Consider the following 14,283-nt stretch of genomic DNA (forward strand, 5'->3'; position numbering starts at 1 on the left):
TAAATATTCTTTAATCACCAGAGCAATTGGTGTTTATATGTGAGCACCAGGAAATATTCAGAATCAGAACCGCTTGAGGGAGCATTATGTATAACACTCAGTTTTTTATTCAGGGTCAATGGGTTGATAGCCAGACTTCTGACACACTGCCTGTTGTTAACCCGGCTACGGAAGAGGTTATTCTTCAATTGCCTTGTGGTGGGAAGCAGGATGTTGACGCGGCGGTTTCTGCAGCTAAAAGTGCGTTTCAGTCCTTCGCTTGCTGGAGTAAAGAGCAGCGTATTCAGTTGCTTGAAAGAGTGCTTGAAGAATATAACCGCAGGATAGACGATGTAGCCAAAGCCATTACGGCTGAGATGGGTGCGCCCGTTACATTGTCGCAAAAAGCTCAGGCTGCTTCAGGAAGCGGGCATCTGGTCGCGGCTATTAAGGCATTAAAGAATCTGGAAGAGAGCCACTCGCTTAAGAAAACAGAAGTTTATTATGAGGCGGCAGGAGTCTGCGCCCTGATCACGCCGTGGAACTGGCCTGTTAATCAGATCATGTGCAAGGTTGCTCCCGCTCTGGCTGCAGGCTGTACCATGGTACTTAAACCCAGTGAAGAAGCTCCGCTATCTGCTATTCTGGTGGCTGAAATTCTTGAAGCCGCAGAGGTACCTGCCGGGGTATTTAATATGGTTCATGGAACCGGGGAAGGTGTGGGGGCACCTCTGTCTTCTCATCCGGATGTTGATCTGGTGTCTTTTACCGGTTCTACCCGTGCAGGTACTGCGGTTATGAAAGCTGCTGCGGATACGATTAAGAAAGTTTGTCTGGAACTGGGTGGAAAGTCGGCGAATATTTTATTGGACGATGTGGATTTTGAACGCAGCGTTAAGCAAGGGGTTCTGACCTGCTTCTCAAATACCGGACAATCCTGTAATGCCCCAACACGTATGCTGGTCCCCGAAGCTGAAATGGACAGAGTGATTGCGATTGCAGAGCAAGCGGCACAAAAAGTAAGGTTGGGTGATCCGCAATCGGAAGAGACCTCCATGGGACCTGTAGTCAGCAAGAGGCAGTATGAACGGATTCAGATGCTGATTCAGTCTGGCATTGATGAAGGTGCGACACTTGTTTGTGGCGGAGCAGGTAAACCGGACGGGCATGAAACAGGATATTTTGTTAAGCCTACCATCTTTGCTCACGCCAATAATCAGATGACGATTGCCAGAGAAGAAATCTTTGGCCCAGTGCTGACGATTATTCCTTATACCGATGAAGCTGAAGCCATTGCTATTGCAAATGATACGCCGTATGGCTTATCGGGATATGTTTCTTCTGCTGATCAGGAGCGGGCCATTGCCGTGGCTCGAAAGTTACGTACTGGCATGGTGCATCTCAATGGCGCGCCGACAGATATTTTTGCCCCGTTTGGGGGGTATAAGCAGTCTGGTAATGGCCGCGAATGGGGTGCTGAAGGGCTAAAAGAGTTTCTGGAAGTAAAAGCGATTATGGGCCATAACCTCTGATATAAGTGCACTCTGAACAGACCCGATACTTTGCCTTGTATCAGGTCTGTCTTCAGCAGTGGGTTCTGAAAAAATGTACTTCTACAGCCAGACTTGCCTTAAGATCGTGATCGTTAAGATTTAAAGTATCAGAGCTGTTTTTATCCGACTGTGTGCGTATCTGTCTTAATACAAAGCTGATAGAATGCCCGTTTTTATCATTCCGGGCTTTTCTCACCTTATGTCTTTTATCTCGCTTGGCCTTTCTGATTACCTGCTGACTGCTCTTTCCGATCTGGGCTATACAAAACCAACGCCAATTCAGGAAAAGTCGATTCCTGCTGTACTGGCCGGACACGATGTTCTGGCTGCTGCGGAAACGGGTTCAGGAAAGACGGCAGGCTTCAGTCTGCCTGTACTGCAAAAACTGCAATCACAGCCGATCCGGGCCAGAAACAAAGTGTCTGCTCTGGTACTGGTACCTACCCGTGAACTTGCTGTTCAGGTAACGGATTCAATCGTTCAGTATGCCCGTAACTGTCCGGACGGAGTAAAAGCGGTAGCAGTCTATGGTGGTGTGGCCATTAACCCTCAGATGCAGGCCATGAGAGGGGGCTGCGATATTCTGGTTGCTACTCCGGGACGTTTAATTGATCTTGTATCGCGCAATGCCATTCAGTTAGACGCGGTATCTGTTCTGATTCTGGATGAAGCAGACCGTATGCTTGGTCTGGGTTTTGCTGAAGAGCTGGCCGCTATTTTTGAGCATCTGCCAGAGAAACGTCAGAACCTGCTTTTCTCCGCTACTTTTCCGGATGATGTGCGTGAGCTGGTGCAAGCATTGTTAGTGAACCCGGTAGAAATTGATGCTGAGCGGGAAAGCATGATTCCTGAAAAGTTGCATCAAAGGGCTATCGAAGTGAATAAAGATCAGCGCACAGCACTGTTAAAGCACTTGTTACAGCATGACAACTGGGATCGCGTGCTGGTTTTTGTCGCCAGTCAGCGTACTGCAGATAATCTTGAGAAAAAACTGTTTCGTTCAGGGCTGAAGTCTGAGACATTACATGGCGGTATGGGACAGGCTGAACGTAATCTGGCTCTGGAAAAGTTTAAAACAGGTAAAAGCAGTATTCTGATTGCTACTGATCTGGCCGCTCGCGGAATCGATATTCCTGAACTACCTTGTGTTATTAACTATGATTTACCAAGGTCTCCGGCGGATTATGTTCACCGTATAGGCCGTACTGCCAGGGCGGGAGAACAGGGACAAACCCTGGCGTTCATTGATCATGAAAGTGATGCGCACTTTAAGTTAATTGAGAAACGCCATCAGATCCGTATACCCAGGGAGCAGATTCCGGGTTTTGAGCGTAATACAGATATTCCCGAACATATACTTACAAAAAAAGGACAAGCACCGGTTAAAGGCAAGCGCAAAAGTAAAAAAGATAAATTACGTGAAGCCGCGGCGGCAGAAAAGAGAACAAAGCATATCTGGGCGGGTAAGCCCTGATATTGTTGCTGGCCCTGAGTTAGATTCTGGCTTTGGATATTCCTGGAAAGAAATGGATTTCACCTGTCCGCTGATTCCTGAGGTTGCTACCCGGTAAGTATTAATTGCAGATCTGTTCCGTATTGTCAGATGAATACTCTGTGAATTCAGGGTTTTCCCTGGTTGGATATTTTGCTATGAGCTGGTAATTTGTTGTCGCCAAATAACATTTATATTAAATGAATTATTTAATAAAGGTGAGGTTTGTGACTGAAATTACTGTATGCAGAGAGCGGCCTGCTTATTCTTGTTCTGCCAGAACCTTCTTTGAACAGCAGATCCTGAAAAGCCTGAATCGGCTGGCAGATGAGATGAATATGCAGGGGGCCCGAGTGAGCCTTGATGCCAGTACTTCTTTTCACGAGTACCACTTTATCTGTTGCCGGGTAATGCCTGTGCATTGTCCGGGACAGAGTTTCACGATTGAGTTTGAGCAGGAAGGCTTGTCTGATATCCGGGTTTCTGTTGATCTGACAGGAACAGGAGATGGTGTATCAACCGTTTTTTCCTGTGCAACACAAGAAGCAAGCAACTATCTGGAAAGCTTACTGGACTGGTTCAGGCAGAGTTCCTCAGGACAGCCGGGTATACCTATGTTGTCAGCTTAAAGCAAAAAAAGCCACAGAGTGATTTCTATGGCTTCTATTCTACAGATCAGGATTTTTTTACCGGACAGGTATTGATACCCAGAACAGTATAGAGTGGACAAAATCCGGCCAATCCTGTCAGCAGTGGAACTAAACCAACGAGTCCCCACATCGTTTGTGGGCCAATGACAGTGAGACTTAATAAAACCAGACCAGCAATAACACGCAGAGTGCGATCCAGTTTTCCTTCATTAACGGGCATAATGCTCTCCTTATTCAGGTTTTGAACTCTGTAGACGAATATACCCGTGGCTTATATTGTATTCAGTGACAAAGTCACATACAGAAGATAATTATGCTATCTGATCTCTGTTGTCGGGAAGTAATGAGATATCCAGAACTTCTATCTGGCCGCGTGATAGTTTAATAGCCCCTTGTTTTTCTAATTTTTTCAGCCCTCTGCTGACTACCTCTCGTGCTGAGCCTATTTCTGTTGCAACTTCCTGGTGAGTGATTCTTATAATGCTGTTTTCCTGAGAAACCTGCTGCAGGTATTGAGCCAGTCTGTGCTCAATACTTTCGAAAGAAATTTGTTCTAGCTGAACCATCAGATTGGTCAGTCTCAGTCCGAAGTTATTAAAAATAAAGTGACGGAATGTTTCTGACTCAGCCAGGAGGTCATTAAAAGCCGTTTGCGAAAGAATACGGGCCGTTACTGGCGTTTCCGTGATCGCTTCAGCAGAATACTGGCTGCTTCCCATCAGACAGGCCGTCGTCAGGATACAGATCTCACCGGGAGTTATTCTGTAGAGTATCAGTTCCTTACCTGCTTCGGAGCGGGCAAAGACCCGGACACGTCCGGAAGTTACGACAATATAGTGCTGACAGGTCTGGCCCTGAGAAAAAACAATCTGATCTTCAGGTAATACGACTTCCGGGAAGCTCAGAATACATTCAGGGATTTGTCCCATGAGATTCTCTCCACAAGAAAAACAGGCAGTATATTAGCACTTTTCATTACGATGGAGAGGGGACTCAATACAGTATTCTGTCTGACGTATTCTTTTCACTTATTGGCAGGCTGATAAGGGGGATTGTTTAGGTAAGTTGTTGATGTGACTTTCTACAAGTAAATGAAGCAAACAGAAAAAAATCCCCGTAGCATAAGTATGCTACGGGGCAAAGTAAGGAGAACGTCGGAGAACGTTTGCAGCTCCGATAAAATGTATGGATAAAGCTTCTCAGGAAAAGTAGCTTTGGGCGGTGCCAGACACTTCATCTGACCATGGAGCTGCATCCTTACTATATAGTTAGCAAAAGCTATGCCTGTTTTTTCTTTTGCTTTTCAGTGTTTTATGATGATTTTTAGTGCAAATTGCTATATCTGTGCTTTTTTCCAGTGCAATGCTGTATTGGAGAGCGGAATGTAGGGGATAATTATGCTTGTTCAGAAATGTATCAGGTCTGTTCAAAAAAAACTGGGCTGTCTGCTATTTACTTCATTGGTGGCCACTTCTGCTCCCGTGTGGGCGGGAAGCATTTTTGACGTTGAAAAAGTCTGGGCCGGGCTGGAAGTTCCCTGGGCTATTCAGTTCATTGATACCGATAGGTTACTGGTGACTGAGCGGCAGGGACGGCTGGTGCTGCTGGACCTTAAAAATAAGCAGCAACACTATGTCTCAGGATTACCTGAGATTGTTGCTTCAGGTCAGGGGGGATTGCTGGACCTTTATCTTTATAGTGAGAACGATGCAGAAACTCCCTGGTTGTATTTTACCTGGTCAGGTAAGGATAGTGCCGGAAAAACCAGAACTGTGCTGTCCAGGTCCCGGATAACCTTATCTGAAAAACCTCAGCTGACTCACTGGCAGAATTTATTACAGACCCGTTCATCATCTGATAACTCCCGGCATTATGGCAGCCGAATTGCTTTCGATCATGAGGGGTATCTGTATATGAGTGTAGGGGATCGTGGAGAAAGGGATAATGCTCAGCAATTAGCTAATCATGCTGGCAGTATTCTCAGGTTGTTACCGGATGGCTCGGTGCCTGATGATAATCCTTTTGTTGATCGTCATGATGCTTTGCCTGAAATCTGGAGTTACGGGCATCGCAATCCACAGGGAATGGCATATGATCCGATCAGAAACCGGATCTGGGCTATTGAACATGGCCCAAGAGGAGGGGATGAGCTGAATATTATTCAGAAAGGAGCTAACTACGGCTGGCCTGTTATCTCTTATGGTAAAGAATATTGGGGGCCTGTTTCTGTAGGGGATGGTACTCATAAAACAGGAATGATGCAGCCGGAAAAGTACTATGTTCCTTCAATCGCTCCGGGGAGTTTATTACTTTATACCGGAGATGTTTTTCCTGACTGGAAAGGCGATCTGTTTTCCGGGTCTCTTAAGCTCAGGCATCTGAATCATCTTGACCTGGATGATGATGGTAATGTGACTGAGGAAAACCGGCTGTTGGCTGAAACAGGAGAAAGAATTCGCGCTTTAGCTCAGGGGCCTGCCGGATTAATCTGGTTTTCTACTGATAGTGGAAATATTTATCGTCTGGTTCCTGGCCAGAAGTAGTACTTTGATACCTGTTTTCAGAGGTCTTTGTGCCGCTAAAGTACTGATTTTGAGCCTGTGATGTAACCAGATGTGAAAGACTGTGTAAGATATGTCTTAAATCTGAGTTTCACCTGTTTTCTTGACTAAACTTATGAAGACAGGCCGCATCAATGGTTTCAATGTATATAGATAGGTTGATGCATCAAGGTGGGAGACTCACCTGAAAATATATTGAAGGAAGATAATATGATTAAGCAGATGGATGAGGAGTTATGTTTTCTGATCTACGTTAGCCAGGAAACATTTCCTATGAGCAGTGAGGATATTTTGGAACTCCTTGCTGAATCTCGTGAATTAAATAAGCAGCGGAATATTACAGGGATGCTACTTTATCGTTATGGTAGTTTCATGCAGGTTATGGAAGGAGAGCGATATGCGGTTTGTGACCTTTTTGAGTCTGTTAAACAGGATCCCAGGCATAAAAATATTGACCTTATTATTCTTGAACCTACGGAGAAACGAGCATTTGACGATTGGAGTATGAGTTTCATACATTCTGAAATAGAGCCAGATGAAGAGCAAAGAGGTGTATCTGGCTATCTGCAGTATGGTAATGAAGCCAGAAATGCTCCCTTGTTCCCCAGTATCCCGGCAACATTCATGAATATGTTTGCTCATTCAGGACGTAAAGTCCCTCAGAATGCTGAGCCTGTCGCCTGATTCTTTGAATATATCTGCTCTGAGCAAACGATTATGCCCGGAGCAGATACCACTCCAGCCAGTTCTCCTTCAGATATTTACTGATTATACTCAGGGCTATAAAACTGTACTGAATTGCCATTGTCATTTTACTCAGGAACAGGAAAACTCTGATTTGTTCTTACCAGTCGGGCATGCAAGAATAGTGCGAATTTTTTAGCCTGAGGAATTGCATATGTTTATTTTTGGTTATGGCAGCCTGATCAATGCGGCTTCCCGTGAACTGACCGGGCAGACCGGGAGAGCTTTCCCGGCTATAGCTCATGGCTTTAAGCGTAGCTGGGGTAAAATTGATAGCAGTTATATTTTGTCTCCTCTGGTGGTCAGTCAGGCAGAGGGGAGTACCAATGGCGTTCTGATTGAGATTGCAGAGCAGGATCTATCTGAGTTTGATCGCAGAGAGGCCGGATATCGTCGTGTAGAGATTCCGGGCAATTGCCTGGAGCTGATAGAGGAGACGAAGATAAATAAACCTGTCTGGATCTATGTTAAGGATGATGCCTGTATCCCTTGCCCTGAACAGCCCATTGTACAGACGTACGTGGATACAGTATTAGCAGGCTGTCTTACTGTATCTGATGAATTTACCCGCCACTTTATTGATAATACGGAAGGCTGGCATCATCATTTTGAAAATGATCGTCGTGCTCCCAGGTATACCCGTATGGCAGGTGTTTCTGACGAGCACCGATCAGAAATTGATCGCATCTTATCAGGCGTCATTACAGCCTGATCTCTTTTTTATCTTTCAATATATTCTGACCAGAGATGTTGCTCGGGCTCTGAGTGTGTGGGGTCTGGTTAACCACTATATTCTGATCAGTCGTTATGGTTTTTTATTGTGGAATTACTGAATACTGAGTTTTTAGGCAGGCCGTTGCGCCTTGAAGCTTCAATGGCTGGGTGGCAGGTTCTGTACTGGGATGGCCAGCCTGTTGCGGGAAAAAATGCAGATGGTATTGCAGATGGAGATTTCTCGCTTGAATTCTCTCTGACAGATCAGAATTCTGGTCGTGTGATACAGTGCCGTCTGGAATTCTCTTTGAAATGGCAGCCTTTCCACTTTGACTGGCGACTTTCTCTTGACGAAGAAGCAGTAGCTGATGGTGAGAGAAATGTACAGGATATTGAACGCCAGGTACCTGAAGTTAAGCCTGTCGTAAAAAAGGACACCAGTGTTCTGGGGCTGCTTTCTCTTGGCTTTAAACTGTTCAAAAGCGCTAAAATTATTAAAGTTGTATTAGCCGGAGCCAGTCTGGCAGCTTATTCCTGGTTATTTTCCTTGCCTTTTGCGCTGAGTCTTCTGGCTTGTCTGGTTGTTCATGAGTATGGACATGTCAGAGCGATGAAGTATTTTGGTATGAAAACGAAAGGCATTTATCTGATTCCATTTATGGGCGGGCTGGCTCTGTCAGACAGTAAGATTAATACTCGCTGGCAGGATGTTGTCATTTCATTAATGGGACCTTTTTTTGGTTTGGGAATGTCCATTCTGGCATTGACCGCGTACTGGATCACCGGTGAAATATTTTTTGCAGGTATCGCTGCTTTTAATAGCTTATTGAACTTGTTTAATTTATTGCCGGTATTACCTCTGGATGGAGGACACGTGCTGAAAAGCATTAGCTTTTCAATGAACAGCATTACCGGGCTTATTCTTTGTGGTCTGGGCGTTGGCCTCGGAGTGCTGATCAGTTATAACTTCGGGCTAGCATTATTAGGCTTTTTATTACTGATCGGCAGTGTTGAGATTTTTTTTGAGTGGAAACAAAGACATCATAGCCACTTGCTGCCTCTGGATCGTTATGGACAGATTTTTTCCGCAGCCTGGTATCTCATTACCGTGGCTGGCCTGGTGGCTATCATTATGTATCTGGCAGGTACTGGCGATGCTATTCTGGGATTGCCACTGAAAATTCTTAACAGCTGATGATCCGGGCATGGAGGTTTCCAGATAGTATCTGACGGAAACCCTGGATAGCTATATTGCCCGGATATGTCCGATAACGAATCAAGGACCTGATAGTTACGATTACCTATGATTGCCGGATTTGTGAAAATGCACTGTATCTGCAATCGGTCTTGCTGGAAGAAAAATGGCCAGAAAAAGCCAGCTCTGGATTGGCAGAGCTGGTTTTGAATAATCATCCTGAAAATTGCAGGGAGTCAATCCGCTGGCTATCAGTGTTTTAACCAATGACATAGGCGTCTGGTTGCTTCGGTAACAGGGTAGCAGTACTGTTCTAAAAAGTCTGAGTTGATCTCTTTACCATATGAGGCGGCTTTGAGGGCCGAATCGCCATTAAAGTCAACGCATGCAATGCGTGCAGAAAACTCCTGTTCTGGTCTTCCAAATGCACTGCCAGGCAAGCAGGCGACCCCGGTTTCTGCTAAAAGGCGCTCGCACATTTCCTGGCTGTTTCGTATACCTTTATTCTGCAGCGTCTCTCTTAAAGGTTCAAAACTGGGAAACAGATAAAACCCGCCTTTGGGTTTAGCTACTTCAGCGCCGGCATGATTGAGTTTCTGCCAGGTATCGGTGCATAGTGCTGACAGAATGTCTTTACAGTACTGCAGGTAAAGATCCATTTCGTTACTTTTTTCATAAGCTTTTATTGCAGCAAACTGAATGGGAGCTGATGTTGAAGTAAAAGTCTCACTGGCGACTGATGTCATAGGCTCCAGAAGCCAGGTCAGGTTTTCCGGAAAGACAAAAGCGCCCATTCTCCAGCCTCCGGCTCCGGCCCATTTGCTGATACCATTGCTGATAATGGTTCCCTCAGGGTAGAAGCGGGCAATCGAAGTGTGTTCACCTTCAAATGTAGTTCCACCATAAATTTCATCAGAGAGAATCAGAACGCGATAGCGTTTAGCTACTTCAGCAATTTCTTCTAGCTGGGCTGCATCGTATGTCATGCCTGTGGGGTTACCCGGATAATTCAGAATCATCAATCGTGGCAGATCAGGATCTGTTTCACATACTTTTTCCAGCTCTTCCGGAGTGACGCCTAATCCGGTTTCGATTGCAGTGGGTAGCCAGTGCAGTTTGCGCCCGATAATTCTTGCCTGAGGGGCATAGGAAACCCAGCTTGGAGCCGGAATAACAAGATCTCCGTAGTAGGTAAGCTGCAGAATGAACATCAGCTCTTTGCTGCCCGGGCCAACCAGAACATGATCCAGATGATAGTCAAGTCCTTGAGTTCTCTGGTAATAGTCAACAATTGACTGACGTAACTCTGGTAAGCCTTTCACCATCAAATAGTCTTTTTGATGGGCATTTTCCTGTAAGGCTCTGGTCATGATGTCTGGTACAGGAAAAGGAGACTGCCCCAGTCCTAGTTTAAATACTTCCTGACCTTTTTTTTGCATGGCTTTAGACAGATCATTAATGGCTACAGTAGCAGACTGGCGCATGCCTCGTATATTCAGGTTGATATGAGTGGCTGGAGAATAGGCTTGATTGAGATTCATCGGAAGATCCTTTGCCCTTCTTGGGCTTTTATTTTTGAGCAATAGCAGAATGTCTGATTACATCGGTATGCCGTATCAGAATCAGTATAGAAAAGGTTAGAAGAAAGAGGAGGAGTGATACGACTTTAAACAGTTTGTTAACACTATGCAGTGGGGCATGCCATACTATTCAGGGGTTTAAACTATGGGGTGTCATATGGGAATTTGTATTCTGGAACCTGACAGGTATGGCTGTATCGCTTTCTCAAAAAAAAAGTTATACATGCTACTGATTCTTCTGATGATCTCTTCTGGCTCGCGCTCTGATCCCAGGCCTGAAGTCATTATTATTGCGGATGACGATTACCCCCCTTTCTCGTATCGGGATGGACTCCGGCCTCTGGGGATTTATCCCCGGATTCTGAATAGAGTATTTTATCGAATGCGTGAGCAGTATCGAATTGAGATCAGACCTCTGCCATGGCGCAGAGGTTTGATTATGATGGCAGAAGGAACTGGCTTTGCTATTTTTCCACCATATTATTTTCCGGACAAACGTCCTTATCTTGAAAAATACTCTGTTCCTATCATGGCTGAAAGAGTGACCCTGTTTTGCAGTAAAAAATATATTGAGGGGCTGAAACACCGTACGGGAAGATTTAAACCCGTCTGGCCATCAGATTTTGGCGGTGCTGTCATCGGCATTAACCCCGGTTATCTATTGCTTGGTGAGGATTTCTGGAAGCGTCACAGAGAAGGATTTTATGTCATTGAAGAAGGCATTAATAATCAGAAGAACTTACTTAAGCTGGCATCTGGTAGAATGGATTGCCTCGTTAATTCCAGAATGTCGGTATTATGGGATATTCAGCAGTTGAAAAATGCGAGCAAGCTCAGTGTTGCAGATATTGTGCAGGTCCATGTTCTGAAAGAACAGCATGGGTATCTTGCCTTTAGTAAGAATAGTCTTATGCGCTATCCGTTCAGAGAGGACTTTATTACACAGTTTAATATTGAAATAAAACAATTGTCAGATAGTGGAGAATTACAGAAACTAATTGATGATTTTGAGAAAGAATTACTGTTTTAGTGCCTCTCTTCTTTGCCTGTTTACGTCAATTTATGCGTGCACGCCAATCCCTCTGGTGCATGCTTTATAGTGCTTGATTATAATTTATGTCCAGATTATTTACTTTCCAATCTGGTTAAGTAGGATTTCCTGGCGGATAAACCTTTCGTGAATATCCTACCCAGGTGAATAACTTCCTGAAATGCAAAAATTCAAATAGTAATAAGTGTAAAGTATGTCTGTAGTATTAAAAACAGTAAGTGGTCATGAGCTTGTGTACTGGATTGAAGATCTGGCTCGTCTGCGAATTCAGATTTTTCGTGAGTACCCTTACTTATATGATGGAACAACTGAATATGAGCAAGATTACCTGGCAACTTACATTGAATCAGGGCAAGCAATGGCTGTACTGGCTGTAGATTGCAAGGGTGGAGAAGATAAAATTGTGGGAGCTTCCACAGGCGTTCCCATGTCCCATGAATCTGAAGAATTCAGGCAACCTTTTCTTGATGCAGGAATTGATACCGATACCTTGTTTTATTGTGGGGAATCTGTGCTTTTGCCTGAGTATCGAGGGCAAGGCATATATAAAGGTTTTTTCTCCGGCCGGGAGCAATATGTTCGTCGCCTTGGAGGTTTTCAGAAAATATGTTTCTGTGGTGTTATGCGTGCTGATGATCATCCTATGAAGCCAGAGGAATATCAGCCTCTCGATGCGGTCTGGCAGCATTTTGGTTATCAGGCGTGCCCTGAATTAACGACCTGCTATCCCTGGAAAGATATTGACCAGCCCGAGTCAAGTGATCATCTGATGATGTTCTGGATGAAAACGCTTTAACCTCACCGGGAAGGAGTAAACGGAGAGGTAATTTAACAGAGAGCTTTTGCTCGGATATCAATTTTAATTGGAGCCTGATGATGAATCAGGGTGAGTTAATGTCAGAGAAGTGTATGCAGGATGTTGTCAGAGTTGCCAGTGCAGCATATGAAGTCAGCTTTATTGCGAACTGGGCTGATTATGAAGTAAAAATTAATCGCTGGGTTGAAGAAGCTGCTTCAGAAGGTGCAGAGTTGCTTGTTTTCCCTGAATATTTTTCGATGGAACTGACTTCTCTCTTTGATGAAGAGGTCTATCAGTCTCTTCCTGGTCAGTTAGTCGCTCTGCAATCTCTTGTAGGAAAGTTTCAGGGGCTTTTTTTGCAACTGGCTGAGAAATATAACATTTATATTCTGGCTGGCACTATTCCCGTTCTAGTGGGAGGGTCTGCCCCTGAATACTCTGATAAACCTTATTATGTTAATCGGGCCTTCCTATTTTACCCGGAAGGTGAGGTAAAGTGGCAGGATAAACTACAAATGACTCGGTTTGAGAGTGAGCATTGGTTTATCAGTTCTGGTGAGGTATTAAAAGTATTTAAAACTCGTTTCGGGCATCTGGGAGTTAATATTTGCTATGACTCAGAATTTCCATTGTTTGCACGGCAACAAACAGAAGCAGGTGCTGACTTAATTATTGTACCGAGTTGTACCGATACCCTTGCAGGATATCACAGGGTACAGATTGGCAGCAGAGCAAGAGCACTGGAAAATCAGTGTTTTGTTGTCCAGTCTTCCTTGGTAGGCGATGCGCTCTGGTCACCAGCTATTGATGAAAACAGGGGCTCAGCAGGTATTTTTGCACCCGTAGATTACGGCTTTCCTGATAACGGTATTGTCGAGCAATTACCGCTAAACAGTCCGGGGTGGTGTTTTGCTGACCTTGAACTGACCCGGTTGTCCAGAGTAAGACAAAAGGGGCAGGTGTTTAATTTTAGGGATTGGGATGGACAGAAACGCTTCAGTCGATGTATTCGCGAATAGTCACCTCTTGCTGGCGATAGAGGGGTAGTGGCAAATAGGTGAGGCAATTATGAGTGTTTTTTGCTTTATATCATTCGTTTCAACCTGAATGTATAGAAAAACACTTGTTTTTGAATAAAGATTGAGAGATATTTTGTGCGTTGCACAATACTTTCTATGTATCCTGTACTACCTGGTGCCATACTAAACAGAAGGAGAAGCGCCATGCAAACCCCTCTTTATATTATTGAAGGTTTTTGTAGTGGACAGTTTGCAGTAATGCCACGCCCGGATGGAAGCAGAAATCTGGCTGGGGATGTGGATTTTATACGCCGTAATGGCTTTGATACTGTAATCTCATTTCTGACAGACCAGGAACGAAAAGAGCATGGGTTGGAGCATGAGGAGAATTATTGTAAATCTCAAGGGCTTTCCTACCTTAGCTTCCCAATGATTAATGGAATTGCTGAGTCAGATACGGATATGGTGATATTTGTTTCTCAGCTGGTTGAGCTGTTTCATTCAGACCATAAATTACTATTTCATTGTGATAATGGAGTTGGGCGGTCAGCCGTCGTGTTGAGTTTATTGGCTGACCGGTTGGGCATCTGTCCTGATAAAGCGTTTGAATATATTTCAGATGCTATCGGTTCTCCTGTTCCTGCAACACCAATTCAGAAACAATGGGTGCATTCGATGAGTATCAGCGATCAGGATATGGAATGTATTCTGCCAGTAGGGCAGAGCTAATCTGGCTGGTCGCGGATGTATTAATAATTGCAGCGCGTGTTTGTAAGTCTGACAGTAAATACTTTATATGCTGGATCAGGTACGTATACTCAGCTGAGTTAACAATTATCTTCGTAAACTGTTCAGAAGCCCTGCGATGCGGGGCTTTGTCGTGCTTTTGCTAACCCTCTGATTTCCCTGCTTTTGCTGCTCGTTTCAGGGCTGCTGTAACTTTTTT

The 14,283-nt window shown here is 44.6% G+C and carries 14 protein-coding genes; 11 read left to right on the top strand and 3 right to left on the bottom strand.

The window, feature by feature from the left end; all coding sequences use genetic code 11:
- Window positions 1-86: 86 nt before the first annotated feature.
- From H4O21_RS21705 to H4O21_RS21715, 3 genes are all read left to right on the top strand, one after another.
- Entirely contained in the window at window positions 87-1,511 is a 1,425-nt protein-coding gene (locus tag H4O21_RS21705) for an aldehyde dehydrogenase family protein (protein ID WP_182811116.1), read from the top strand.
- Window positions 1,512-1,695: 184 nt separating this feature from the next.
- Window positions 1,696-3,006, top strand: coding sequence for a DEAD/DEAH box helicase (locus H4O21_RS21710; protein ID WP_255487412.1), 1,311 nt, complete (start codon window positions 1,696-1,698; stop codon window positions 3,004-3,006).
- Between the two features lie 245 nt (window positions 3,007-3,251).
- Window positions 3,252-3,653, top strand: coding sequence for a hypothetical protein (locus tag H4O21_RS21715; RefSeq protein WP_182811118.1), 402 nt, complete (start codon window positions 3,252-3,254; stop codon window positions 3,651-3,653).
- Window positions 3,654-3,699: 46 nt separating this feature from the next.
- On the opposite strand, the gene H4O21_RS21720 is transcribed toward H4O21_RS21715, so the two are convergent.
- Together H4O21_RS21720 and H4O21_RS21725 are read right to left on the bottom strand one after the other, a co-directional pair.
- The gene (locus tag H4O21_RS21720) at window positions 3,700-3,894 is read right to left on the bottom strand and encodes a YgaP family membrane protein (protein WP_182811120.1); all 195 of its coding nucleotides are present in this window, start codon (window positions 3,892-3,894) and stop codon (window positions 3,700-3,702) included.
- Between the two features lie 91 nt (window positions 3,895-3,985).
- Window positions 3,986-4,603, bottom strand: a complete 618-nt coding sequence (locus H4O21_RS21725; protein WP_182811122.1) for a Crp/Fnr family transcriptional regulator — start codon at window positions 4,601-4,603, stop codon at window positions 3,986-3,988.
- A gap of 468 nt (window positions 4,604-5,071) precedes the next feature.
- Here H4O21_RS21725 and H4O21_RS21730 point away from each other — a divergent pair, with 468 nt between their 5' ends.
- The 4 genes from H4O21_RS21730 to H4O21_RS21745 all read left to right on the top strand — a co-directional run bounded on the left by H4O21_RS21730 (window position 5,072) and on the right by H4O21_RS21745 (window position 8,888).
- Window positions 5,072-6,217, top strand: coding sequence for a PQQ-dependent sugar dehydrogenase (locus H4O21_RS21730; protein ID WP_182811124.1), 1,146 nt, complete (start codon window positions 5,072-5,074; stop codon window positions 6,215-6,217).
- Between the two features lie 240 nt (window positions 6,218-6,457).
- Window positions 6,458-6,919 (top strand): BLUF domain-containing protein, encoded by a 462-nt coding sequence (locus H4O21_RS21735; RefSeq protein ID WP_255487415.1) that lies wholly within the window; start codon window positions 6,458-6,460, stop codon window positions 6,917-6,919.
- A 214-nt stretch (window positions 6,920-7,133) separates the two neighbouring features.
- Window positions 7,134-7,691: a gamma-glutamylcyclotransferase family protein gene (locus H4O21_RS21740; protein ID WP_182811128.1), complete on the top strand. Its 558-nt coding sequence runs from the start codon at window positions 7,134-7,136 to the stop codon at window positions 7,689-7,691.
- A 108-nt stretch (window positions 7,692-7,799) separates the two neighbouring features.
- A complete protein-coding gene (locus H4O21_RS21745) occupies window positions 7,800-8,888 on the top strand; it encodes a site-2 protease family protein (protein ID WP_368737578.1) in 1,089 nt (362 codons plus the stop codon).
- A 251-nt stretch (window positions 8,889-9,139) separates the two neighbouring features.
- Here H4O21_RS21745 and H4O21_RS21750 read toward each other — a convergent pair whose 3' ends face one another.
- Complete coding sequence (locus H4O21_RS21750; RefSeq protein ID WP_182811130.1) at window positions 9,140-10,429, bottom strand: pyridoxal phosphate-dependent aminotransferase; 1,290 nt, start codon at window positions 10,427-10,429, stop codon at window positions 9,140-9,142.
- A 478-nt stretch (window positions 10,430-10,907) separates the two neighbouring features.
- On the opposite strand from H4O21_RS21750, the gene H4O21_RS21755 reads away from it, so the two are divergent.
- The 4 genes from H4O21_RS21755 (at window position 10,908) to H4O21_RS21770 (ending at window position 14,066) form a co-directional block, all read left to right on the top strand.
- Window positions 10,908-11,498, top strand: a complete 591-nt coding sequence (locus H4O21_RS21755; RefSeq protein WP_440590223.1) for a transporter substrate-binding domain-containing protein — start codon at window positions 10,908-10,910, stop codon at window positions 11,496-11,498.
- A 214-nt stretch (window positions 11,499-11,712) separates the two neighbouring features.
- Window positions 11,713-12,315, top strand: coding sequence for a GNAT family N-acetyltransferase (locus tag H4O21_RS21760; RefSeq protein ID WP_182811134.1), 603 nt, complete (start codon window positions 11,713-11,715; stop codon window positions 12,313-12,315).
- 98 nt (window positions 12,316-12,413) lie between these two features.
- Complete coding sequence (locus H4O21_RS21765) at window positions 12,414-13,337, top strand: carbon-nitrogen hydrolase family protein (protein WP_255487413.1); 924 nt, start codon at window positions 12,414-12,416, stop codon at window positions 13,335-13,337.
- A gap of 204 nt (window positions 13,338-13,541) precedes the next feature.
- Window positions 13,542-14,066 carry a protein-tyrosine phosphatase family protein gene (locus H4O21_RS21770; protein ID WP_182811136.1) on the top strand — a complete coding sequence of 175 codons (525 nt, stop codon included), beginning with the start codon at window positions 13,542-13,544 and terminating at the stop codon, window positions 14,064-14,066.
- Window positions 14,067-14,283: the final 217 nt, after the last annotated feature.

It is taken from the genome of Oceanospirillum sediminis (assembly GCF_014164585.1).
Taxonomy (GTDB): Bacteria; Pseudomonadota; Gammaproteobacteria; order Pseudomonadales; family Halomonadaceae; genus Oceanospirillum; species Oceanospirillum sediminis.

Bases quoted from the DNA above. Each gene is read 5' to 3' on its own strand.
- H4O21_RS21750 (WP_182811130.1), bottom strand. From the start codon at position 10,429: ATGAATCTCAATCAAGCCTATTCTCCAGCCACTCATATCAACCTGAAT.
- H4O21_RS21710 (WP_255487412.1), top strand. From the start codon at position 1,696: ATGCCCGTTTTTATCATTCCGGGCTTTTCTCACCTTATGTCTTTTATC.
- H4O21_RS21730 (WP_182811124.1), top strand. From the start codon at position 5,072: ATGCTTGTTCAGAAATGTATCAGGTCTGTTCAAAAAAAACTGGGCTGT.
- H4O21_RS21770 (WP_182811136.1), top strand. From the start codon at position 13,542: ATGCAAACCCCTCTTTATATTATTGAAGGTTTTTGTAGTGGACAGTTT.
- H4O21_RS21725 (WP_182811122.1), bottom strand. From the start codon at position 4,603: ATGGGACAAATCCCTGAATGTATTCTGAGCTTCCCGGAAGTCGTATTA.
- H4O21_RS21740 (WP_182811128.1), top strand. From the start codon at position 7,134: ATGTTTATTTTTGGTTATGGCAGCCTGATCAATGCGGCTTCCCGTGAA.
- H4O21_RS21720 (WP_182811120.1), bottom strand. From the start codon at position 3,894: ATGCCCGTTAATGAAGGAAAACTGGATCGCACTCTGCGTGTTATTGCT.
- H4O21_RS21760 (WP_182811134.1), top strand. From the start codon at position 11,713: ATGTCTGTAGTATTAAAAACAGTAAGTGGTCATGAGCTTGTGTACTGG.
- H4O21_RS21735 (WP_255487415.1), top strand. From the start codon at position 6,458: ATGGATGAGGAGTTATGTTTTCTGATCTACGTTAGCCAGGAAACATTT.
- H4O21_RS21765 (WP_255487413.1), top strand. From the start codon at position 12,414: ATGTCAGAGAAGTGTATGCAGGATGTTGTCAGAGTTGCCAGTGCAGCA.
- H4O21_RS21705 (WP_182811116.1), top strand. From the start codon at position 87: ATGTATAACACTCAGTTTTTTATTCAGGGTCAATGGGTTGATAGCCAG.
- H4O21_RS21755 (WP_440590223.1), top strand. From the start codon at position 10,908: ATGATGGCAGAAGGAACTGGCTTTGCTATTTTTCCACCATATTATTTT.